Below are 23,288 nucleotides of genomic sequence, written 5' to 3'. Positions count from 1 at the left end.
CTTATGACTTCACTGCTCAAGGGGCGCTTAGAAACTGATTCGGAATTCAGTTTCTACCTGTCTCTTTCTGTACTTGCGTGCCTAAGAATCACTAAAGGGGTTCCATACGATCCCAATTGGCCTTTTTTCATTCTCCCCCGCCCGGGTTCCTGTAAAGACCGCCTCTCCCTTCCTCGCATCTCGATTCCGGGCGTACCCTTCGCCACCCCCGTTAAATAACAATTTTATGCAAAAGTTAAGTCATATCGTCGCGGATGGCATCGATAATGTTTTCTTTTTTTAGTTTGCTGACGGAATACACCATTGTGATGGATATGATGAGGAAGACGCCTAGCACGCTGATTCCCATAGCGCTCCATGGAAAACGATACATGATGTCGGCTCCGCCGGCGATAAATGCTTTATAAATGAGCAAAGACAGGATCGCGGCCGCCGGCAGTCCAAACATCAGGGTCCTTGCGCCATAAAAAATACATTCAAAATTCATCATTTTTCTGAAAGCCCGGTCAGACATGCCTATGGAGCGGAGCATGGCAAGTTCGCGCCTTCGAAGCCTGATATTTGCCGAAATAGTATTAAACACATTGGCGATAGTGATCAGGGAAATCATGATTACAAAAACATAGGTGAATACATTGACAACGAATAGGATGCTTCGGTTTTGCTCAAACATTTTGTGCAGGTTATATAGAGAGTACCCGGCGGTGATTCCCATGCCCTGAATGATCGTTTCCATCTCCGCTGTGGACTCGGAAGGCGCATCAGACGAAAATGTCAATCCCATGTCCGTATGGGAAGCCGGCACAGCCATCGTTTCTTTTCGCTGATAAGGAGCGACCACGATAAAAACATAAGGGTTTACCCGGGAAGTGTCCTTTGGCAGTGTATCGATGGGGATCGTATCCACAAATATCAGATCCAGCGTTTGTTCCGAAATGGAACCGTCATTTGTTTCGGAGGAGATTGTTAAATTCATGGAAGGAATTGTGAACAGATCAACCAGTTCTTTCTTTCCATTTTTACTTTTGTCCTCTTTTTTGACTTTGGCCGCTGCGATCAGTTTTGCGTTGGGGCCGGTATATTCCTCTGGGGGCAGCCCCAGACTGTTGATAAAATCCAGGTAGATGCTGTCTTCAATAAACTGGATATCCATTGACAGATTGGCTGTTTCATCCGTCGGGCCGAAGCCGGAGGATTCCCGGAAACTGTCGGATAGGCTGTTTGTTTCTACTGTGCATGGATAGGTAGAAACCGCCTGATAGGAACTGCCGTAAATGCCGCCCACGGTCTTTAATTGGTCGTACAGACGGAATAATTCGTTTTCGTCCATGTCCTGTGTGGTAAAACAGATGTCATAGTCCGAATTTACCACCATCTGCTGTGCCGCCTGTTTCAGAAAGGTTCCAAACGTGCTGCCGGAAACAAAGAGCACAACGCTCAGGGTGAGGGAAAGGACAATGCTGCGGTAACGCTTTTTATTTCTGTTGTAATTTTTCAGCGCGAGAGTGCCTTCCAGACCGTAAATGCGTAGCGCTAATCTTGACGTGCTCACGTTTTTCGGATCTATTTTAACCTCATTTGTCTGACGGATGCATTCCATTACCGGAGTGCCCGCCGCTTTTTTCGCCGGAATATAGGCTGAAAACAAAATCGTGACCATGCTGGCTGCGGCTGCTGTGAGAACTGCAGAAATGGACACTGTCAGGGTTAAAGGCGTGGACGAGTACAGAAGATTTCTGAAATTTTCGGACACGATATAAATCACAAACCGGATGCTCGCGATGCCGATTAGGATGCCGGCAGGGATACCCATCGCGCCGACGCAAAGCCCTTCAAACAGTACCGAACTTCGCAGCTGCTTTGCAGTGGCTCCCACGGACGAGAGAATTCCAAACTGCTGTATGCGCTCATTTAACGATATGTTAAAGGAATTATAGATCAAAAAAAATGAGCCGGTCATGATCAAAGCGGTCAAGATGCCTCCAATCCAGTACACAATATGATTGAAGATCTTATCATCCGAAAGTCCCAAAAACCGCAGCACATTGTCGTTCATGACGTAAGCGTAGTTCCCGGCTGTTTTGTCCGCATAAGCATGAACTCTCCGGGGATTGGAAAGTGTGACAAATACGCTGAGGCTGTCCGCCTGTTCGGAAGGGTCCTTGGCAGTGATCAGCGTGTATCCCGGCGCGGAGTATTCTTCAAACGCGGGCCTTTCGCAGATTCCCACAACCGTATAGGTTTTTATGCCTTCCGGGACCAGCGTTTCGTGGAACGTATCGGGAAGGTTTCCTGAAAGATAGGGATCGTGCTGCCCAAGGATTTTATCCGCTCCCATGCGTTTTCCCACGGCGAGTGAAACCTTATCGCCAACTGAAAATTTAACGCCGCCGTTTGCCGCAACATGGGCAGGAACAAGAATCTCTAAGCTGTTGGCCGGCAGCCTGCCTGAAACCAGGGATATGGGCAGGGCGTTAAATGTCTCTTCGCTGAACCCGGCTATAAACAGATAGGGCTTGTCGGGATTTTTCCCGCCGTCAAGGGCCGCATAGCCGATATTTTCATAGGAAACGGCGGAAACGGCTTCCGGGTCATGGCTCCGTTCCTCTGCGAATGAAGGAGATACATCCAAAAACTCCACATGCCATCCGCCGTATTTCACGATGGAGCTATTTACCATATAACTTTGCAGGGAAACGGCAAATGTGGCCACTGCCGTAATCATGGCGGACGACAGGATGACCCCGGCTACGGTTACCAATGTGCGCGTGCGGTTCTTTTTCATGCTTTTTAAAGTGACTTTATTGAAAATGTTCATGGCCGCACCCTCTCATCCCGCACCACTTTCCCATCTGAAATTCCGATGATCCGGTCCGCCTGCAAAGCAATATTTTCATCGTGTGTGACGATGATAAGGGTCTGATGGTATTTTTCGTGGCTTAATTTCAGCAGCTGGATGATTTCATGTCCGTTTTTGCTGTCCAGACTGCCGGTGGGTTCGTCGGCCAGCATGACCGCCGGAGCGTTCATAAGAGCGCGCCCTATGGAGACACGCTGCTGCTGGCCGCCGGAAAGCTGGTTGGGCAGATGATTTTTCCGGTCGTTCAGGCCCAGCAGATTCAGCAGATCATTCAGCCGTTCTTCATTGACTTCCCGTTTGTCCATTAATATGGGAAGGGTGATATTTTCCACCACATTCAGGGTGGGGATGAGGTTATGGAACTGGTAAATCAGTCCGACCTGACGCCTGCGGAAGATGGCAAGGGTATCGCTGCTTCCCGCATATACGTCCTGCCCGTCCAGATATACCTTTCCGCTGGTAGGCAGGTCCACGCCGCCGATGATGTGAAGCAATGTGGATTTGCCGGAACCGGAAGAACCGATGACCGCCACAAATTCCCCTTTTTCGATTGTAAGCGATACATGATCGAGGGCCGTGACCTGATTCTCATCCTTGCCGTAGACCTTGCACAGGTTCTCGATTTTTAAAAACTCCATTATGTGAGCCTCCTTTTCCTGGTTGTGTATACCCATATAATAGAACTTGCGGCTTACATCTTTGTGACTTTCAGGTGAGAGATCCGTCACTTTGGAAAGCGGATGGAAAATACCGCGCCGCCCTGAGGGTGATTCTTTGCTGTGACCGATCCACCCTGCCGGGTAATAATCATCTTACAGAGAGCCAGACCGATCCCGTATCCGTCCGTGTTCTGATTTTTGCCCCGGTGAAACCGCTCAAACAGGCAGGGCAGTTCCTTCTCCTCAAATCCCTTGCCGCTGTCATGAACCGTGATCTCGGTAAACAGCTGGGTATCGCTGCAAATGATCTCTATCCTTCCATCCTGCCCGGTGCTTTCCATGCAGTTTTTTATAATATTTTGAAGCGCTTCCGAAAGCCAGCCCGGATCACCCTGAACCATAATTCCTTCCGGCACATCAGTCTTTAATTCAATATGACGCAGCTCCATTGGAATCAGAAAAGGGCGCACTGCGGCAGCGATCAGGCTGCTCACATCCGTCTGACCAATTTGAAATACCACGATGCCCGCGTCAAGACGGGACAGCTTTAACAAGGAAGTGATCAGCCAATCCATCCGCACAAGCAGTTCCTCTGCCTCCCGCAAAAATGCCTTCTGCTCTCCTTCCTCCCGACAGCCCGATAACAGTGACAGAATCAGGTTTGCAGATGTGAGAGGAGTGCGGAGCTGATGGGCGATGTCAGCCAGCGAATCGGCCAGATGCTCTTTTTCCTTTTTCAGCGCTTCATTTTGCTCCCGGATGCGCAGCGTCATTTTGGTGATCTCGCTGTGCAGAATGGAAAGCTCCCCTTCCTCCGCTTCTCCGATATACAGATGATCATCATGGTGCAGAACCTGATCGATCTGATTGGATATCTGCGCGATGCTTTTATACCGGGCCTTCGTAAAAATCCAAAAAGCCGTTCCAAAAGCGGCGGCAGAAGCGCAGGAGAGGATTCCCGCCGCCGTTCCGGCCGCAAATCCCAGCGCCGCAAAAAAGGCGGCAATGACGACAAACAAAACAGCGAACCGCCGAATTTCCTTATTCCTTAACATACCCGTCCCCCAGTCGATATCCCGTCCCCCAGTCGATATCCCGTCCCCCGGACGGTCAGAATAATCTGCGGATTTGCAGGATCATTTTCGATCTTTTCCCGCAGACGTTTAATATATACGGTCAATGTATTGTCATTGACAAACTCCCCGGCCGCGTCCCACAATTCATCAAGCAGCCGCCCTCTGGTGATGATAATATTAGGATTTCCAATAAACACCAGCAGCAAACGGTATTCCAGCGCAGACAGAAATACTTCACATCCGTCTTTCTTCACAACCCCGCTGCCCGTATCCACAAGAAGCCCCCCGATTTCAAAAACCGTCCCCGAACGCCCGCCCTTTCTCAAAGCGGCTTGAATCCTGGCAACCAATTCACGGGGACGAAATGGCTTTGTAATATAATCATCCCCTCCGATGTTCAGCCCGGTAACAACGCTGGCCTCATCGTCAGAAGCCGTCAAAAACAACACCGGTATATCCTGCGCCGCCTTAATTTCCGTACAGACCGAAAACCCATTGCCGTCAGGCAGAGAAATATCAACCAACGCCAGATCAAATCTCTCCCTTCCAATAACTTCCGCCGCCTCTCCCCGCGTACCTGCATGAGTGACCAAAAACCCTTCCCCCCGAAGCAAAAGCCCCAAATTCTTAGCAATTGCCCCATCGTCCTCCACCAAAAATATCCGTTTCATCTATTCCTACCGTCCTTTCCATTCCAGCGCCCATATGGTAACCTTTGATATTAGAACTTCCTATTCTCCGCTATCCATCCAATCATTCTAACACCACACCATTTTTGCTGTTAGAATATCAACCCCAAACCATTCGAACTTCACATCCATTCTTCCATTATATTTCTTTTATCCCAATTATACAAACCCCGATATATTCTAACCTCAAAATACTCCTAATCCCGCCCCTTCACCTTCCCAACCCAAACCTCATGATGTAAGAATATTGATGTTAGAATATAAATAGTACAAGCTAAATTGAGAAATTACTAAAATATCAAATCTTGACACAGGAACATCATAAATCACATTGATGCTAAAATCCCTTTATAATTACCATCAAAAAAAGCACTACCCTTACGATAATGCCAACAATACAATTGATCTTATTTTATTCCATTATTTCCCCCCAAGAGTATAAATAATTACCTCCTCCAGCCCGAGAACGCCAGCCCAAGCGGAGGGGGATGACAGGGAGCCGCGCAGGCCAACGGGCAGGGACGGTTCAAGAGCGGGGCGAAACCATTTGCAGTGATTCGGAAGATGTTAGAGAAACGGGCGTCGGATTCAGGGATGGAAAACGGGATATCATTCCGTTTTCCAAGATCAACGCGGAGGAAAAATTCTTCAGAATTTCTTCCGTAGCTTTGATCGCGCCCTGAATCCGGCGCCCGTTTCTCTTACATCTTCCCATCACGGAAACTGGTTTCGCCCCGCTCTTGAACTGTCCCTGCCCGTTGGCCTGCGCGGCTCCCTGTCATCCCCCTCCGCTTGGGCGTACCCTTCGCCCACTATCAGTTGAGGTAATTCCTCATACTCTTCAAAGCATTTTTTTCGAGGCGGCTTACCTGTGCCTGGCTGATGTTGATTTCTTCGGCCACCTCAGTCTGTGTTTTCCCTTCGAAAAAGCGCATATCTATGATATGGCGTTCCCGCTCCGGAAGGCGTTTCATGGCCTCGCCTAAGGAGATGTCCTCCACCCAGTTTTCTTCCAGGTTTTTTTTATCGCTGATCTGGTCCATCACATAAAGAGGATCGCCTCCGTCGGTGTAGACTGGTTCATAAAGGCTGACAGGGGTCTGGATCGCATCCAGGGCAAAGGTTACCTCCTCCTTGCTCACGCCGATTTCATCGGCGATCTCCATAATGGTAGGCTCCTTCAGATTCTTTTTCATAAGGCCTTCCTTGGCATAGATCGCCTTATAGGCGGTGTCGCGCAGGGAACGGCTGACGCGGATTGAATTATTGTCCCTGAGGTACCGGCGGACTTCGCCTAAAATCATGGGAACCGCATATGTGGAAAAGCGCACGTTCTGAGTGATATCGAAATTGTCAATGGCTTTTATTAAGCCAATACAGCCGATCTGGAAAAGGTCGTCCACATTCTCATTGCTGCTGGAAAAACGCTGTATTACGCTAAGTACCAGTCTGAGATTCCCTTTAATGTATTGTTCTCTGGCCTCTTTATCTCCGTCCAGGATTCGTTTGAATAACGCTTCTTTTTCATCGTTGCTCAATAGTGGTAATTTTGCAGTATTGACACCGCAGATTTCTACTTTGTATACAGGCATATCCTTACCTCCGCATCATTCATTTTGGTTAAACCTATACATGAATGATGTACATGGAGATCAGGTTTTATACTGCCGGAAGCAGAAAATAAATTACCAGTTTTTTCTTACTGTTTATTTTTCTTAAATAAAATAAGCAACCCCTTTAACAATAAAGATTCATCGTATATAATCTTATGTTTACACAGCGGAGTTACAAATCTGGAAAGGCCGCCTGTGGCCAAAACAGTGGCCGGCTGGCCAAGCTCAGCCTCCATCCGTTCGATGATGCCGTCGATCATTCCGGCATTGCCGTACATGATGCCGCTGCGCATGCAGTCGATGGTATTTTTACCGATCACTTTCTGCGGAATGTCCAGACTGATCTGGGGCAGCTGGGCCGTTTTGCTGCTCAATGTGTCAAGCGATATTTTCAGGCCCGGCAAAATGGCTCCGCCGATGTAATTGCCGGCGGGATCGACTACGCACATGGTTGTGGCGGTTCCCATGTCGATGATGATGATCGGACAGGGGTGTTCGCTGATGGCGGCAACCGAATCCACGATTAAATCGCTGCCCACGTTGCGGGGATTATCCATAATAATATTGAGACCGGTTTTCATGCCGGGCCCCACGATCAAAGGCCGCATGCCGCAGATCTTATTGACTGCGGATGAGATGGTGGCGTTCAGCGGCGGAACAACGGAAGAGAGAATTGCGCCTTCTATTGTTTTCGGATCGATTTCATGAATTTCAAAAATATTTTTAAAGTTAATTGCATATTCCAAAGTGGTTTTTACATGGTTGGTGGTGATGCGCTCTACGAAGTAGGTCTTCTCGTCATCAATACCTCCGATTACAATGTTTGTATTGCCCATGTCGATTGCTAAAATCATGGTTTTGACTCCTTTCAATTGTCTTCTGGATATGCTATAATCCTACCATACTTTTTTTTAGAACACAACGCAGAGAGTTTCCGGTCAGACGCTGCTGGCGGATGGAGAACGGAAGCTCCCGGTATGGACGGAATGGAGGAGAATGATGTTAAAAGGCAAGACCGTAGTTTTAGCTGTATCAGGAGGAATTGCTGCTTATAAGATTGCCAGCCTGGCCAGTATGCTTAAAAAACAGCATGCGGATGTGCAGGTGATCATGACGCGCAATGCCACTAATTTTATAAATCCCATAACATTTGAATCGCTGACAGGGAATAAATGTCTGGTGGATACCTTTGACAGGAACTTTCAGCACAGCGTGGAGCATGTGGCTCTTGCAAAGCGGGCGGATATCTTCATGGCGGCCCCGGCCACAGCCAATGTAATTGCAAAACTGGCTCATGGGCTTGCGGATGACATGCTGACCACAACGGCATTGGCCTGCCGGTGCAAAAAGATCGTTGTTCCTGCTATGAATACCAATATGTACGAAAATCCTATCGTTCAGGATAATCTGGACCTTTGCAGAAAATATGGAATGGAAGTGCTGGAACCGGCGGTTGGGTATCTGGCCTGTGGCGATACCGGGGCAGGAAAGATGCCGGAACCTGAGGAACTGTTTGACCACATCATGCAGGAACTGGCATTTGAAAAGGATTTGGCCGGAAAGAAGATTCTGGTCACCGCAGGGCCGACCAGAGAGGCGGTTGACCCTGTCCGCTTTATCACCAACCATTCCACCGGAAAGATGGGATATGCCATTGCAGAAGCTGCCGCCAGAAGAGGGGCCGAGGTAACGCTTGTCAGCGGCCCTGTTTCCCTGCCTGAGCTCCGGTTTGTGAAGATGGTGCATATAACCAGCGCCAGGGAGATGTTTGAGGCTGTGACCGATGTGAGCGGCGAGCAGGATATTATCATCAAAGCTGCCGCGGTAGCGGATTACAGGCCGTCTCATGTGGGAACCGAGAAAACGAAAAAAACGGACGGGGATATGAGCATTGAGCTGGAGCGGACCGACGATATCCTGGCTTATCTGGGTTCTCACCGCAGAGAAGGGCAGTTTTTATGCGGATTTTCTATGGAGACCCAGAATATGCTGGAAAACTCGGCTAAAAAGCTGGAGAAGAAGCACATCGATATGGTTGTGGCCAATAACTTAAAGGTGGAGGGAGCCGGATTTGGTACGGATACCAATGTGGTGACTCTGATAACCAAAGATTCCGTCACGGAACTTGAGAAGATGACTAAGCTTGAGGCGGCGCACCGGATTCTGACTGTGATTAAAGATATGATGTAACTGTTTCGAAGGTCTGCGCATTTACTGCGCTGACCGTAATAAAACCTGGTAATATAGGATTTAATAAACAGCCGGATTGGTATAGGCAATTTTCAAATTCTGCCTGATTTTTAGGCATTTGCGATGATTGCCCATACCAATCCGGCTGTTTCTGTCCTAAAATAGGAACCATAAGAGAAAGAAAAACGGAACATACGGATCATAAGAATAATTTTTGTTCCTGCACCAGATGAATGATCTCAGCCATCTTACGGGGATCTTTTTTCATGCCGAAAGACACCCAGTCGCAGATGATGCCGATGACCGCATGACTGTAAAAACGGGCAACCATTTCCCTGTTTTCTGCGCTCAGCCCAAGACGGTCATAATGGGCTGCGCCGCCCTGAATGAAAAATTCTTTAAAATAGGTTTCCAGAATTCCGATGAAGGAACCCTGCCGGTTTTGGCCGGATTTGAGGGCATTGCCGTAGAATTCCGGTTCCAGGCGCATGAGTTCACAGAGGGTTACCGCGCTTTCCGGCCAGTCGCCCAGCTTCATATAGGGATCGAGAGCCGGTTTGACCTCATGGGTAAAGATCCATTCCAGAATCTCATATTTATCCTTGAAATGATAGTAAAAGGTGTTGCGGTTTAAACCGCAGGCATTGGTGATGTCTCTGGTGGATATTTTTTCTATGGGCCTGTTTTTAATCAGGTTTTTGGTGGCGGTAATGATCGAGTTTTTCGTGATTTCGGAACTGGACATTTCTTTTCTCCCCGGGCGGTTTTTCCGCCGTCATTAAATAATATTTATTTTATCAGTAAAGCTTCTCCGTCACAAGAGGAGATTTTATCATTTCAGCCGATAGGAGGAAGGGTTCATATGTATGAATACACAAAACAGGTAAAACCGGCCAGCAGTTTTACAAGGAAAGAGAATGAAAAATACTATGATATGTTGGATTTTGACGACAGGAGGGAGTTTGACTGCGCGAAGAAGAACCTGATCGACGCGCCGGAACATTTGGAGATCAGGGATGACAGCGGAAAGGTGGTTTGGAGCCAGAGGGGATTTGAATTTTTAAGGGATGAAAGCCAGGTGGATGAGACAATCAACCCAAGCCTTTGGATAAATGCCCATTTAAACCACCAGTATGGGCTTTTTAAAGTGACGGATGGCATCTATCAGGTCAGAGGCTATGACATGAGCAACCTGACTGTGGTGGAAGGGGAGAATGGCTGGATCGTGTTCGATCCGCTGATCAGCTGCGAGTGCGCCAGAGCCGCCATGGATCTGATTCAGAAAAATCTGGGTGAGAGGCCTGTTTCCGCCATTGTGATCAGTCATCCCCATACGGATCATTTTGGCGGAATCAAAGGAATTGTGAAGGAAGAGGAGATTCAGGAAGGGAAAATCCCCCTCATTGTACCTCATGGCTATATGCACCATGCGGTAAAAGAAAACTGCTATACTTTCCGGGCCGTCGCACGGCGCAGCTCCTATCAGTACGGCCCCAGCCTGCCCCAGGGAAAGACGGGAACTTTGAGCATGGGAATCGGCATGGGGCAGTCCAGAGGTCTGATTACATTCATAAGGCCTACCGATGAGATTCAAAAGACCGGGGATAAAAGGGTGATCGACGGCGTGGAATTCGAATTCTTAATGGCCCCCGATACGGAATCTCCTGCTGAGATGTGCTGGTATCTGCCTCAGTTTAAAGCGCTGTGGATGGCGGAACTGTGCAATGCCACCATGCATAATCTGTATACCCTGAGGGGAACCCAGGTGCGGGACGGCAATGCCTGGGCCGGTTATCTGTTTGAAGCACAGCAGATGTGGGGGCAGGAGGCCGAAGTGGTATTTACGGCCCATAACTGGCCCCACTGGGGAAAAACGGACGTAAACGAGTATCTGGAAAATACGGCGGCAGTCTATAAATATATCAATGACCAGACGGTGATGTATTTAAACCAGGGCTTCACTCCCAACGAAATATCCCATTTAATCCGCCTGCCCAGACAGTTGGAACAGGTGTGGTATACCCGGGGCTATTACGGCACCCTTTCCCATAATTCCAAAGCGGTTTACCAGCGGTACATGGGCTGGTATGATGGAAATCCGGTCAATTTGAATCCTTTGACCCCGTCCGATGAGGGCCGTAAGATGGTGGAGTACATGGGCGGAGCCGACGCGGTGCTTTTGAAGGCTGAAAAAGATATGGAAAAGGGAGAATATCAATGGGTGGCCAAGGTGTGCAATGAAATCGTGTTTGCCGATCCGGGCAATGAAAAAGCCCGCCTGCTCTGTGCCGACGCGATGGAGCAGTTAGGTTACCAGTCGGAAAGCGGCCCCTGGCGCAACGCTTATCTGATGGGAGCTTATGAGCTGCGCCACGGGATTGTGAGCAATCCGGAGGGACGGGCCACCGATGCGGGAGATGTGGTCCGCTGCATGGATACGGAGATGATGTTTGATTATCTGGGAATGATGATTGACTGTGAAAAATCCGCAGATAAGGATATCCGCATGGATTTTATTATCACAGACACGAAAGAAGAGTATTATGTGCATTTTTACCATGGAGTTCTGCTTTATACGAAAGGGCGCTGCAAAGCCGGACAGCCGGACGCAGTTCTCACCATGCCCCGTCAGGCGCTGGCGTCGGTTATCTCCGGGAAGCGGGAACTGTGGAAAAAACTTATAAAAATTGAAGGAAAGCAGGATGTGCTGGAAGAAATGACGGAGCATGCCGTAACATTCCGGCCGCTGTTTCCGATTGTTGAACCATAGAAAGGAAAACCCTTGACTTTGAAGAGTTAAAATAATACAATAGTAAGCGGTAATAGGTGGACGTCCTGCTTGGGCGTCCATATTTTGAGTATTTGGAATTAAAGTAACTGTTCAGAGGGCGGGAATATTGATATGAAAATCAGTGTCAAGCTTGCTTGTAAGCGGATTTTTATATCAATATTCACATCGGAGGAACCTCCGATGCTTCTTGTATGGCCGCAGGCCATGCAAGAAGATGCCCCCTCTGAATAGTTACGAATTAAATAGTAATTGGAGGAAAGACCTTTGTCTAATATAACAGAAGAAATTAAAAAACGAAGAACCTTTGCCATCATCTCTCACCCGGATGCCGGTAAAACCACATTAACAGAAAAATTCCTTCTCTACGGAGGCGCCATCAATCTGGCCGGTACCGTAAAGGGAAGAAAGGCTACAAAACATGCAGTATCGGACTGGATGGAGATTGAAAAGGAAAGAGGTATTTCCGTAACGTCTTCTGTTATGCAGTTTAATTATGACGGATACTGCATCAATATTCTGGATACTCCGGGACATCAGGATTTCTCGGAAGACACCTACCGTACTTTGATGGCGGCCGATTCCGCGGTAATGGTAATCGATGCATCCAAAGGTGTGGAGGCTCAGACCATCAAGCTGTTCAAAGTTTGTCTGTTAAGAAATATCCCAATTTTTACATTTATCAATAAGATGGACCGGGAGGCCCGCGATCCGTTCGAGCTGATGGATGAGATCGAATCCGTGCTGGGTATCCGCACCTGTCCGGTTAACTGGCCTATCGGATGCGGTAAGAATTTTAAAGGTGTTTATGACAGGAATACGAAAAAGATCACCACGTTTAAAGCCGCTATGGGAGGACAGAAGGAAGTGGAATCCCAGGAATTTGATGTGGAGGGAACGGACGTGGACGCGCTGATCGGCCAGGATTACCATCAGCAGTTAAAGGATGAGATCGAGCTTTTGGACGGAGCCAGTGACGCTTTTGATATGGAACTGGTGAGCACAGGACAGTTGTCACCGGCATTTTTCGGATCAGCCCTCACTAATTTCGGCGTGGAGACATTTTTAAAGCATTTCCTGCAGATGACAACTTCTCCGCTTTCCAGAAAAACGACTACCGGGGTGGTGGACCCGTTTAAAGAGGATTTCAGCGCATTTGTATTTAAGATTCAGGCCAATATGAATAAAGCCCACAGGGACAGGATCGCGTTCATGCGCATCTGTTCCGGCAAGTTTGAGGCGGGGATGGAAGTCAACCATGTCCAGGGCGGCAGAAAGATCCGTTTGTCCCAGCCGCAGCAGCTGATGGCACAGGACAGGAAGATCGTGGAAGAGGCCTACGCAGGAGATATTATCGGCGTATTCGATCCCGGCATCTTCTCCATCGGAGATACGCTGTGCGCGTCCAATGATAAAATTGAATTTGAAGGAATTCCGACTTTCGCACCGGAACATTTTGCAAGGGTGCGCCAGATGGATACCATGAAGAGAAAACAGTTCATCAAAGGTGTAAACCAGATTGCACAGGAAGGCGCGATTCAGATCTTCCAGGAATTTAATACCGGTATGGAAGAGATTATCGTGGGCGTTGTAGGCGTTCTTCAATTCGAAGTTTTGACTTACCGCCTGGAAAATGAGTACAATGTGGAAGTGAAGCTTGAAAAACTCCCATATGAATATATCCGCTGGGTGGAGAATAAAGAAGAAGTGGATGTGGCTAAGATTCAGGGCACATCCGATATGAAACGAATTAAGGACCTGAAGGACAACCCGCTGTTATTATTTGTGAACAGCTGGAGCGTGGGCATGGTTCTGGACCGCAACCCGGGACTGAAACTCAGCGAATTCGGAAGAAATTAGTGTTATCAAGTATTTATAAGATTATAAATGAAATGGAGGAACAGACATGAGCAAGATTGATGTAATCAGAGCCGCGATGGTAGAGGCGATGAAAGCAAAGGACAAAACCAGAAAAGATTCCTTATCCATGCTTTTAAGCACTCTTAAAAATGCGCAGATCGACAAGAGGGAAGACCTGACCGAAGAGGAAGAGAATGCCGTTATCAAAAAGGAAATCAAACAGACCCAGGAAACCTACGATACGGCTCCTGCCGACCGGGATGATATCCGGGAGGAGGCAGCGGCGCGCCTTCGCGTTTACAAAGAATTCGTTCCGGAGGACATGAGCGTGGAGCAGATCACGGAAGTGATCAAATCCGTCCTGGCTGAACTTGGCATTGAAAAGCCTTCTCCTGCCGATAAAGGTAAAATTATGAAAGTTCTCATGCCGAAGGTAAAAGGAAAAGCTGACGGCAAAGTGGTAAATGAAACCCTGGCTTCTATGATGAAATAGTAATAATATAAGAAAACGCCGGAAAACGGCAGAATGAGAGGTTTTTATGTATAGAGAGAAGATCGAAGCTTATATTGATTCCCACAGACAGGAAATGCTGGATGACATCTGCAAGCTTTGCAGAATCAACAGCGAGAAGATGCCGTATGAAGAAGGAAAGCCTTACGGAGCGGGAGCATTTGACGCGCTGAACGCAGCCCTTTCCATGGCGGAAGAATATGGATTTTCCATCAGAAATTACGATAACTACGTTGGAACCGTGGATTTAAACGATAAAGAACACCAGCTGGATATTCTGGCTCATTTGGACGTGGTTCCTGCCGGAGAGGGATGGACGGTTACAGAACCTTTTAATCCGGTAGAAAAAGACGGCAAATTATTCGGCCGCGGAACTGCCGATGACAAGGGACCGGCGGTTGCCGCATTGTATGCGCTCCGCGCAATTAAAGAACTGGACATTCCGGTTAATAAAAATGTGCGTTTGATTCTGGGTACAGATGAAGAATGCGGAAGCTCTGACATCGCTCATTATTATGCGGTGGAAAAGGAAGCTCCGATGACATTTTCACCGGATGCGGAATTCCCTGTGACCAATACGGAAAAGGGCAGCTTAGCAGGTCATTTCACGGCTGAATTTAAGGCGTCGGAAGCCCTTCCTAAACTTGTGAGCGTAACCGCAGGAATCAAGGTGAACGTGGTTCCCGGAAAAGCAAACGCCGTGGTGAAAGGAATTGACAGAGCTGTTCTGGATCAGGCATGCCAGGAGATCACAAAGTCCACAGGCGTGGTTTTTGAGATCGATACGGAAGAAGACGAGACGAAGATCCTGGCAGTGGGAGAGGGCGCTCATGCGGCTCATCCTCATGACGGAAATAATGCGCTGACCGCGCTTCTCACCATGCTGACAAAGCTTCCGTTTGCAGCCTGCGAGCAGATCGATGCGATTCATAAACTGGTGAAACTGATTCCGCATGGAGATACAAAGGGAAAAGCTCTTGGAATCGCCATGGCGGATGAACTTTCAGGCGACCTTACCCTGGCATTCAGCCTTTTGAAGGTGGATGCGGTATCCTTAGACGGAACCTTTGACAGCAGATGTCCGATCTGTGCCAATGAAGAAAATGTGCTTCATGTTGTAAAAGCTAAGATGGCAGAAAACGGATTTACCCTGTTAAATGATAAGATGAAAGAACCTCATCACGTGGATGGAGATTCTCATTTCGTTCAGACGCTTTTAAGAGTTTATGAAGATTATACGGGATTAAAGGGCGAATGCCAGTCCACAGGCGGCGGCACTTATGTTCATCACCTGAAAAACGGCGTGGCATTTGGCGCTGCTATGCCGGGTACCGATAACCGTATGCATGGCGCGGATGAATTTGCAGTGATTGACGAACTGCTGATCAGCGCTAAGATATTTGCACAGGTAATCGCGGATCTTTGCGAATAATGACATTTGTTTCCGAATAAGGGGAGAGGAGAAACAACATGGAATTGTTATTTATGGAACCGGTTTTAAAGGAAATGATCTGGGGAGGAAGCCGGTTAAAACAAGTATATGATATGGAAATTCCAAGTGACCATACGGGTGAGTGCTGGGCGATCAGCGCTCACCAGAATGGGGACTGTAAGGTAGTTGGCGGCACCTATGACGGATGTACGCTGAGCGGGTTGTGGAAGGATCACCCGGAGCTGTTCGGCAACTGTCCGGGGGACCGTTATCCGCTGCTGATTAAAATCATCGATGCAAAACAGGATCTCAGCATTCAGGTTCATCCGGACGATGAATACGCGGCGGTTCATGAAAATGGATCTCTTGGAAAAACGGAGTGCTGGTATATCTTAGACTGCGATCCCGATACGCAGATTGTGATCGGCCATCATGCAAAAGACCATAAAGAGATGGAAGAGATGATTTTAGAAAAGCGCTGGGATGAATTCATCCGTGTGATTCCTGTGAAAAAGGGCGACTTTTTCCAGATCGATCCGGGATGCCTTCATGCGATTAAGGGCGGCACTTTGATTCTGGAAACTCAGCAGAACAGCGATATTACATACCGGGTATATGATTATGACCGTCTTTCCGACGGCAAGCCGAGACAGCTTCATGTAAAGCAGTCCATCGATGTGATCAAAGCACCGTTTGAAAGCGAACGTGCAGTTCCACAGGTTCAGACAAGGCAGCTGGATCATGCGGTGGAAAGCCATCTGATTACCTGTTCTTTCTATTCTGTTTATAAGTATGAGATTGACGGAAGCTTCACCCAAACCTTTGACAAGCCGTTTGTCAATGTGACGGTTGTGGAAGGCGAAGGACAGATCAATGGGATAGAGATCAAAAAAGGCCAGAGCTTTATCATTCCGGCCGGATATGGGGAATGCAGATGGGACGGAACAATGTCATTAATCTGTTCCTTTGTTTAGACTGAAAGCCGGCTGTAATTAAGGACGTGCCGGGAGCCGGGCGTGAAAGAGGGAATCGCTTCCTTCTTTCATGCCCGGCTTCCGGCACGGTTAACTTTTTAAAATAAACTACTCCTATTCATTCAAAATCATTCTGTTTATTTTTCTTCTGGCAATTCTCCGATTGCTGCGCTTATATTTTCGCCATCCATTATGATTGTGCGTCCAGCAAGCATATTTCCTGTCAAATTTATCTTCATAGGATAATTTCTTCCAGAATCCTTTTCTCATTTTATCACTCCATAAAATGCAGGTTTGTTTCCTAGTTCAATACCCTTACCATTCATTGATAGAGTACAAAATGGCAAGCCGAATATTTTTGAACAATTCAGCAGAAAGAGCTTCATATTCTTTATCCAATCCTTTTATGTGGGCCATATAGGGAGGGCTGTCATTCCATGACCCCATTGCACCAAACACGTCCGCAATGCTTGCCGCTTCAAAAATTTGAAGATTCTGCTGCGGTATTTGCGGCAATTCTAAACCATATTTTTTGTCTGGATACTCGCAACTGCCATCTAAAAGACTTATGGCGGAGTTAAAAATGTGTGCAAAGTTCTCACATTCAATTTGAGTAGCGAATGATTTAATTTCTAATAATATCTTCCGAAACGAATCGGTATTATCATTAAACTGCGGTTTTTTAGATGGTGGATTAGGCCAATCATGCTCTGAATACAGGATATTCCATTGCTTTCGTTCATGATTAAATTGCCAATCGGCAACAAAGTAGGTTACCTTTCCATTTTTATGAAAACACAAAATAGAACTCTCTGTAGTATTTGAGAAACCTAAAAGCTGAAGGTCTTTGACTGAATATGGACAAAGCAATTTTATGTCTTGTACCCCATTTTCCTTTATTTGCTCAAACCATGCCGATACATTCGGTGCGGTATACTTGTTCTCCTTAAAAAACCCCTTTTGCGGCAGAAAATCAAATTCAATGCTGTTTTCATAATTCGAAAATTCATATTTAATCAAGTTGGAGGACTGTATTGCTCTTTTTCCTGCCGCGACAATAGACGCAATTTGATACATTTGCCCATTCATCAAAGATTTCTCCCTTATAAGTTACGATTTGTCAGTCTGACAAACCGGAATTTACCATCGCTTCATATTTTTTTGAAACTTTTCACAATAAGCTTGCTGTAACTCCTGTTCAGTTATGTTGTAACATAGCATGATATCATTATAGTACATAAGAACGTCAGCCAATTCCTCAACAAGTTCCTTTCTTAAATCAATATCAGTAGAAGCCTTTATGTCCCCATGTTTTTTAACAATATCAATGACTTCACCTATTTCACCAATCATCCAAAGCATCTTGTGTTTTCCTGCTTCCGGACCAATTGGTTCCCATTTATCCTTATACTTATTTTGGAGACTTCTTTGCATTTCTTGCATTTGATTTATACTAAAATCTGACATGCTATTTACCTCCTCACATTCCGATTTGTTCGCCTGCCCCTTATCCGCCAAGAGAGAAAAAACTACTCGAATAATTTGCTATATATTTCTTCGCTTAAACTGTCTACATAAGACTGGTCGGTAATATCGTGGTTTGTGATGATAATATCCTGGATCAGCTCAAATCTCTTTAGGCTCAGCTCTTCCGGTCCAAGCTCTCCGAGCTCCGCTGAAAGCTGGCGGTCTAAGTCTGCGGCCGAGTGAGAGGTGATAAACCATTCGATCAGCTGCCTGGTGGCAGTGTTTTCTTCTGCAATCTGTGATTTGACCACTTTTGCGGACTTCAAGGCGTTGAAAGCAACGGCCAGGGAACCAATTCCCATTACCGTGAGCACCGTTTGCATCAGAAGTTTAGAGGTGCCTGCGACAGGCAGGTTGATGATACCTGTCCAGCAAAGGACGGAAAAGAGGAGGAGACAGGCTCCAACCAGAATAAATGCGGAGGCAGAGGACTTGAGGTCTTCGTATTTATCCGCTTTCTTCACATAGACTTTAACAGGCGCGGGTTCCGGGGCCTGTTGGGGGTCTGCACCTTCTATGCTGTTAAGCATTCCGCGGGCAGCTTCGTATTCGGCGGCCATCCTGGCCTCTTCTTCTTCCTGCATCTGTTTCTTCATTTTCATCGCTTCTTCTTTGGACGCGGCTAAAGGGCCGCCGCAGTCAGAACAGACAGTTATGCCGTCAATAAATTCCATATCACATTTTGGACAGTAGGGCATGAGAGTTCTCCTTTAATAATTGTATTTTTTATATCATTTCATCAATCTTATTATAGGATAAAATGGTATCTTCGTCCAGAATTATTCTAAACGCCTGATAGAAAGACCGCAGCCTAAACCGGTCAAACAAGCGGGCAAGGGAGGCGGCAGATTCATATAAAACAGTTGGAAGCGAAATTGATGGAAGTCGGTGAGATTTGAGCTTCCATTTCCTATAAAAGTAAGGTAAAATAGTTAAAGGCTGTTTTGGGAATGATAGTTATAATTTTAACGTAAACGAGGAGAGAATATGGAAAACAAACGAATGAAGACAACGGAGCTGATCCGCAGGTTCGCTCCATATTATAAAAAGTACACCAGCATATTGATCATCGATTTATTCTGTGCGTCTCTGACTACGATCTGTGAAATGGTTCTGCCGCTGATTTTGCGGTATATTACCAATCAGGGACTTCAGGATCTGGCTTCGCTTACGGCGAGGACGATTATTAATATCGGTCTGATTTATTTTGGCCTTAGAATTGTGGACGGGATTGCCAGCTTTTATATGGCCTATACCGGGCATGTGATGGGCGCTCAGATTGAAACCGACATGAGGAAGGATGCATTTTCCCATCTGCAGAAGCTGTCGGACAGCTACTACAGCAATACCAAGGTGGGGCAGATCATGTCCAGAATTACCAGCGATTTGTTCGATGTTACGGAATTTGCCCATCATTGTCCGGAAGAGTTTTTTATCGCGTTTTTAAAGGCTCTTGTTTCGTTTATTATATTGTCCAGAATCAGTTTGATTCTCACTGTAATCATCTTTATCTTCGTGCCGGTTATGGCTGTGTCCTGTTCGTATTTTAATTTAAAGGTGCGGGCGGCGTTTAAAAAGCAGAGGAACCATATCGGAGAGCTTAACGCCAGAATCGAAGACAGCCTTTTGGGCAACCGGGTGGTGCGGGCTTTTGCCAATGAAGATGTGGAGATTGAGAAATTTCAGAAAGATAATATCGAGTTTTTAAATATCAAGAGACAGACTTATAAATACATGGCGGCTTTCCAGGATACGATCCGTATGTTTGACGGACTGATGTATGTGGTGGTGATTATAGCAGGCGGTATCTTCATGCTCCGCGGAATCATCGAACCCGGTGATCTGGTGGCTTATACCATGTATGTGACCACTTTGCTGGCTACAATCCGCCGTATTATTGAATTTGCGGAGCAGTTCCAGCGGGGAATGACGGGAATTGAGCGTTTTGTGGAAATTATGGATTCCACCATCGATATTTTTGACGATCCTGGCGCAGTGGAGCTGGGAGATGTGAATGGAACCATCGATTTTGAAGATGTTTATTTTGAATATCCGGATGATCATAATCAGGTGCTTTCCGGAATTAACCTGCACGTGAAGGCGGGAGAGAGAATCGCTTTGGTCGGGCCGTCTGGAGGCGGTAAAACCACCCTTTGCAATTTGATTCCGCGTTTTTACGATATTACCTCAGGAGCTATCCGCATTGACGGACAGGATATCAGGAAAGTTACCCTTCAAAGCCTTAGGACCAATATCGGCGTGGTACAGCAGGATGTTTATCTGTTTTCAGGAACGGTATATGATAATATCGCATACGGCAAGAGCGGCGCTTCCAAAGAGGAAGTGATCGAAGCGGCCAAGCTGGCCGGAGCCCATGAGTTCATTCTGGAATTAAAAGACGGATATGAAACCTATGTGGGTGAAAGGGGCGTTAAATTGTCCGGAGGTCAGAAGCAGAGAATCAGCATTGCCCGGGTATTTTTAAAGAATCCTTCCGTTTTAATTCTGGATGAGGCCACATCCGCACTGGATAATGAGAGCGAGCATCTGGTATCCAGATCCTTGGACAAGCTGGCAGTGGGCAGGACGACTTTGACCATTGCCCACCGTTTGACAACCATCCGCAATGCGGACCGCATTCTGGTGCTTTCCGACAACCGGATCGTGGAAGAAGGAAATCATGAAGAATTATTGAAAAAGAGGGGAATATATTATCAGCTGTACACCTCGGCAGAAGGAGCAGCGAAAGGAGAAGATTTTTATGAAGATAGCAATTGCAACGGACAGTAACAGCGGAATTACACAGGCGCAGGCAAAAGAGGAAGGGGTTTTTGTAATTCCCATGCCGTTTATGATAGATGGGGTGACTTATCTGGAAGGAATCAATTTGAGCCAGAGAGAGTTTTATGACAGGCAGGCAGCGGACGCGGATATTTCCACCTCTCAGCCGTCACCGGAGGAGGTCATGAGCTTTTGGGAAGAGCTTTTAAAGGATCATGACCAGGTATTGTATATCCCCATGTCCAGCGGGCTCAGCGGCTCCTGTCAGACCGCTCTGATGCTGGCTCAGGAGTATGACGGAAGGGTGGAAGTGGTTAATAACCAGAGGATTTCAGTCACCCAAAGGCAGTCGGCCCTGGATGCGTTAAAGATGGCGGAACAGGGAATGGACGCGGCGCAGATTAAAAAGGTGCTGGAGGATACTAAATTTGAGTCCAGCATTTATATTACGGTTGATACGTTAAAATATCTGAAAAAAGGCGGAAGAATCACACCGGCCGCTGCGGCTCTTGGCACGCTGCTCAAGCTGAAACCGGTGCTCACCATACAGGGGGAGAAGCTGGATGCATTTGCCAAGGCGAGAACTATGAAACAGGCCAAAACGATGATGACAACCGCTCTTGCCCACGACTTAGAGCAGCGTTTTAATGATAAAGAGTGCGAACGCACATGGCTTCAGATCGCCCATACGGACAGTGAAGAGGCGGCCCAGGAATTTAAGAAAGAGCTGCAGGAACTGTATCCTAAGGCAGAGATCTATATGGACTGCCTGTCTTTAAGCATTTCCTGTCATATCGGCCCTGGAGCGCTCGCGGTGGCCTGTTCGAAAAAGATTGTATAAGAAAAAACGGATGAACGGGAGGTAAGATTCATGGCAAAATGGAAGAACTTTGAATGGAAACATCAGATCAGCATGAAGATTCCTTTAGTTATCCTAATTCTATTGGCCGGATTTCTGCCCATGCTTTTACAGGGAAAAGTATTGATCGGGTCTTTCCGTCAGAATCAGATTGACGACCGGATCATTGAGGTACAGAATCAATGTTTGATTCTGAGCAATAAGATGACGCGGGGCGGTTATATGGCATCCGGCGCTGGGGATGAGCTTTTAGACGGCGAGATGGATACGGTTGCCGATATTTTCAACGGAAGAATTATAATTGTGGACAAGAACTTCCGCGTTATCAAAGACACCTTTGGCCTGGCAAATCAGAAGATGTACATCTCGGAAGATGTGATCAAGTGTTTTATGGGGGAGAACAGCAACCGGCACAATAAGGAAAAACATTATTTTGCCCTGACTGTTCCAATCTATGACAATACCACAGAGAAAAATATCAGCGGCGTGATGGCTGTGACCGCTTCCACGGAAAATATCCTGGATTTGGCGGATCGGATCGCGGAAAAGGGAAGCTTTTTCCAGATGATCGTATTCTGGATATTGGTTCTGGCTTCCATGGGAGCGGCTCTGTTCCTGTTACGGCCGTTTCAGCGCCTGCAAAGGCGTCTGGACCGGATTGCGGATGGAAATCTGGAAGAGGAACTGCCTGCCGACAGCTACAAGGAAACGGCAGGAATCTCATCCGCCGTGGAACGCACTCTGACCAAGCTGAAAGCTGTGGACCAGTCCAGGCAGGAGTTTGTGTCCAACGTGTCTCACGAGCTGAAGACGCCGATCACATCGATCCGTGTGCTGGCCGATTCCCTCATGGGAATGGAAGAGGTGCCGATTGAACTGTACCGGGAATTTATGACGGATATTTCGGATGAAATCGACCGGGAGAGCAAGATCATTGACGACCTTCTTTCTCTGGTCCGCATGGATAAAGCCGCCACGGAGATGAATATCGCCCAGGTGAATATTAACGCATTGCTGGAACTGATCCTCAAGCGGTTAAGGCCCATCGCTAAAAAGAGGAATATTGAACTGATTTTGGAAAGCATCCGGGATGTGACCGCTGACGCAGACGAGACAAAGCTGTCACTGGCTCTCAATAATCTGGTGGAAAATGCCATTAAATACAACGTTGAAGACGGCTGGGTACGGGTGACTCTGGATGCGGATCACAAGTTCTTTTACGTAAAGGTGGCGGATTCCGGAATCGGAATACCGGAGGAATACCAGGACCGTATATTTGAACGTTTTTACCGGGTGGATAAAGCCCGTTCAAGAGAGACAGGCGGAACAGGCCTTGGGCTCGCCATCACGAAGAGTGTGGTTCTGATGCATCAGGGGGCGCTGAAACTACAGAGTAAGGAAGGGGAAGGGACCACATTTACGGTCAGAATTCCTTTGTCCTATATTTCATAGCAGACAGGAGAGGTGAC

Annotated in this window: 20 protein-coding genes; 10 read left to right on the top strand and 10 right to left on the bottom strand. The window is 47.2% G+C overall.

The genetic code is table 11. The features are described from left to right. Nucleotides 1-235: 235 nt before the first annotated feature. The 4 genes from C0033_RS20040 to C0033_RS20025 all read right to left on the bottom strand — a co-directional run bounded on the left by C0033_RS20040 (nt 236) and on the right by C0033_RS20025 (nt 5,266). Nucleotides 236-2,818 carry an ABC transporter permease gene (locus tag C0033_RS20040; RefSeq protein WP_103229678.1) on the bottom strand — a complete coding sequence of 861 codons (2,583 nt, stop codon included), beginning with the start codon at nt 2,816-2,818 and terminating at the stop codon, nt 236-238. Next, nucleotides 2,815-3,498 carry an ABC transporter ATP-binding protein gene (locus C0033_RS20035; protein ID WP_103229677.1) on the bottom strand — a complete coding sequence of 228 codons (684 nt, stop codon included), beginning with the start codon at nt 3,496-3,498 and terminating at the stop codon, nt 2,815-2,817. The genes C0033_RS20040 and C0033_RS20035 overlap by 4 nt, the downstream gene beginning before the upstream one ends. An 86-nt stretch (nt 3,499-3,584) precedes the next feature. Next, nucleotides 3,585-4,574: a HAMP domain-containing sensor histidine kinase gene (locus C0033_RS20030; protein ID WP_103229676.1), complete on the bottom strand. Its 990-nt coding sequence runs from the start codon at nt 4,572-4,574 to the stop codon at nt 3,585-3,587. Continuing rightward, complete coding sequence (locus C0033_RS20025) at nt 4,568-5,266, bottom strand: response regulator transcription factor (protein WP_103229675.1); 699 nt, start codon at nt 5,264-5,266, stop codon at nt 4,568-4,570. The genes C0033_RS20030 and C0033_RS20025 overlap by 7 nt, the downstream gene beginning before the upstream one ends. Before the next feature lie 506 nt (nt 5,267-5,772). Between C0033_RS20025 and C0033_RS20020 the strand changes: the two genes are divergently transcribed. Then, nucleotides 5,773-5,967, top strand: a complete 195-nt coding sequence (locus C0033_RS20020; RefSeq protein WP_103229674.1) for a hypothetical protein — start codon at nt 5,773-5,775, stop codon at nt 5,965-5,967. 132 nt (nt 5,968-6,099) lie between these two features. On the opposite strand, the gene sigG is transcribed toward C0033_RS20020, so the two are convergent. Further along, nucleotides 6,100-6,876: an RNA polymerase sporulation sigma factor SigG gene (gene sigG, locus C0033_RS20015; protein WP_103229673.1), complete on the bottom strand. Its 777-nt coding sequence runs from the start codon at nt 6,874-6,876 to the stop codon at nt 6,100-6,102. A 107-nt stretch (nt 6,877-6,983) separates the two neighbouring features. Beyond that, nucleotides 6,984-7,751 carry a type III pantothenate kinase gene (locus C0033_RS20010; RefSeq protein WP_103229672.1) on the bottom strand — a complete coding sequence of 256 codons (768 nt, stop codon included), beginning with the start codon at nt 7,749-7,751 and terminating at the stop codon, nt 6,984-6,986. 145 nt (nt 7,752-7,896) lie between these two features. On the opposite strand from C0033_RS20010, the gene coaBC reads away from it, so the two are divergent. Then, the gene (gene coaBC, locus C0033_RS20005; protein ID WP_103229671.1) at nt 7,897-9,087 is read left to right on the top strand and encodes a bifunctional phosphopantothenoylcysteine decarboxylase/phosphopantothenate--cysteine ligase CoaBC; all 1,191 of its coding nucleotides are present in this window, start codon (nt 7,897-7,899) and stop codon (nt 9,085-9,087) included. Nucleotides 9,088-9,286: 199 nt separating this feature from the next. Here the strand turns inward: coaBC and C0033_RS20000 are convergent, their stop codons facing one another. Beyond that, a complete protein-coding gene (locus C0033_RS20000) occupies nt 9,287-9,832 on the bottom strand; it encodes a TetR/AcrR family transcriptional regulator C-terminal domain-containing protein (RefSeq protein WP_103229670.1) in 546 nt (181 codons plus the stop codon). A 117-nt stretch (nt 9,833-9,949) separates the two neighbouring features. On the opposite strand from C0033_RS20000, the gene C0033_RS19995 reads away from it, so the two are divergent. The 5 genes from C0033_RS19995 (at nt 9,950) to C0033_RS19975 (ending at nt 16,652) form a co-directional block, all read left to right on the top strand. Then, complete coding sequence (locus tag C0033_RS19995) at nt 9,950-11,857, top strand: alkyl sulfatase dimerization domain-containing protein (protein ID WP_103229669.1); 1,908 nt, start codon at nt 9,950-9,952, stop codon at nt 11,855-11,857. Nucleotides 11,858-12,142: 285 nt separating this feature from the next. Then, on the top strand, nt 12,143-13,735 hold the full coding sequence (locus tag C0033_RS19990; protein WP_103229668.1) for a peptide chain release factor 3: 1,593 nt from the start codon (nt 12,143-12,145) through the stop codon (nt 13,733-13,735). A 46-nt stretch (nt 13,736-13,781) separates the two neighbouring features. Beyond that, nucleotides 13,782-14,228 carry a GatB/YqeY domain-containing protein gene (locus C0033_RS19985; protein WP_103229667.1) on the top strand — a complete coding sequence of 149 codons (447 nt, stop codon included), beginning with the start codon at nt 13,782-13,784 and terminating at the stop codon, nt 14,226-14,228. Between the two features lie 46 nt (nt 14,229-14,274). Beyond that, nucleotides 14,275-15,678 carry a dipeptidase PepV gene (gene pepV / locus C0033_RS19980; protein ID WP_103229666.1) on the top strand — a complete coding sequence of 468 codons (1,404 nt, stop codon included), beginning with the start codon at nt 14,275-14,277 and terminating at the stop codon, nt 15,676-15,678. Nucleotides 15,679-15,716: 38 nt separating this feature from the next. Beyond that, the gene (locus C0033_RS19975; RefSeq protein WP_103229665.1) at nt 15,717-16,652 is read left to right on the top strand and encodes a type I phosphomannose isomerase catalytic subunit; all 936 of its coding nucleotides are present in this window, start codon (nt 15,717-15,719) and stop codon (nt 16,650-16,652) included. Nucleotides 16,653-16,967: 315 nt separating this feature from the next. Here the strand turns inward: C0033_RS19975 and C0033_RS27535 are convergent, their stop codons facing one another. The 3 genes from C0033_RS27535 to C0033_RS19960 all read right to left on the bottom strand — a co-directional run bounded on the left by C0033_RS27535 (nt 16,968) and on the right by C0033_RS19960 (nt 18,877). After that, nucleotides 16,968-17,741 (bottom strand): hypothetical protein, encoded by a 774-nt coding sequence (locus C0033_RS27535; RefSeq protein WP_103229664.1) that lies wholly within the window; start codon nt 17,739-17,741, stop codon nt 16,968-16,970. 51 nt (nt 17,742-17,792) lie between these two features. Next, nucleotides 17,793-18,119 (bottom strand): MazG nucleotide pyrophosphohydrolase domain-containing protein, encoded by a 327-nt coding sequence (locus C0033_RS19965; RefSeq protein ID WP_103229663.1) that lies wholly within the window; start codon nt 18,117-18,119, stop codon nt 17,793-17,795. Nucleotides 18,120-18,181: 62 nt separating this feature from the next. Beyond that, nucleotides 18,182-18,877 carry a hypothetical protein gene (locus C0033_RS19960; protein ID WP_103229662.1) on the bottom strand — a complete coding sequence of 232 codons (696 nt, stop codon included), beginning with the start codon at nt 18,875-18,877 and terminating at the stop codon, nt 18,182-18,184. Nucleotides 18,878-19,166: 289 nt separating this feature from the next. Here C0033_RS19960 and C0033_RS19955 point away from each other — a divergent pair, with 289 nt between their 5' ends. Genes C0033_RS19955 through C0033_RS19945 form a run of 3 tightly spaced genes read left to right on the top strand, consistent with a single transcriptional unit; the run spans nt 19,167 to nt 23,271 of the window. Continuing rightward, a complete protein-coding gene (locus C0033_RS19955; RefSeq protein WP_103229661.1) occupies nt 19,167-20,969 on the top strand; it encodes an ABC transporter ATP-binding protein in 1,803 nt (600 codons plus the stop codon). Further along, a complete protein-coding gene (locus C0033_RS19950; protein ID WP_103229660.1) occupies nt 20,941-21,801 on the top strand; it encodes a DegV family protein in 861 nt (286 codons plus the stop codon). The genes C0033_RS19955 and C0033_RS19950 overlap by 29 nt, the downstream gene beginning before the upstream one ends. A gap of 30 nt (nt 21,802-21,831) precedes the next feature. Next, a complete protein-coding gene (locus C0033_RS19945) occupies nt 21,832-23,271 on the top strand; it encodes a HAMP domain-containing sensor histidine kinase (protein ID WP_103229659.1) in 1,440 nt (479 codons plus the stop codon). Nucleotides 23,272-23,288: the final 17 nt, after the last annotated feature.

Source organism: Clostridium sp. chh4-2, assembly GCF_002899675.1.
In the GTDB taxonomy this organism is placed as follows: Bacteria; Bacillota; Clostridia; order Lachnospirales; family Lachnospiraceae; genus CHH4-2.
The sequence above is the reverse complement of the archived record's forward strand: the minus strand, read 5'-3'. Positions and strand labels throughout refer to the sequence as shown.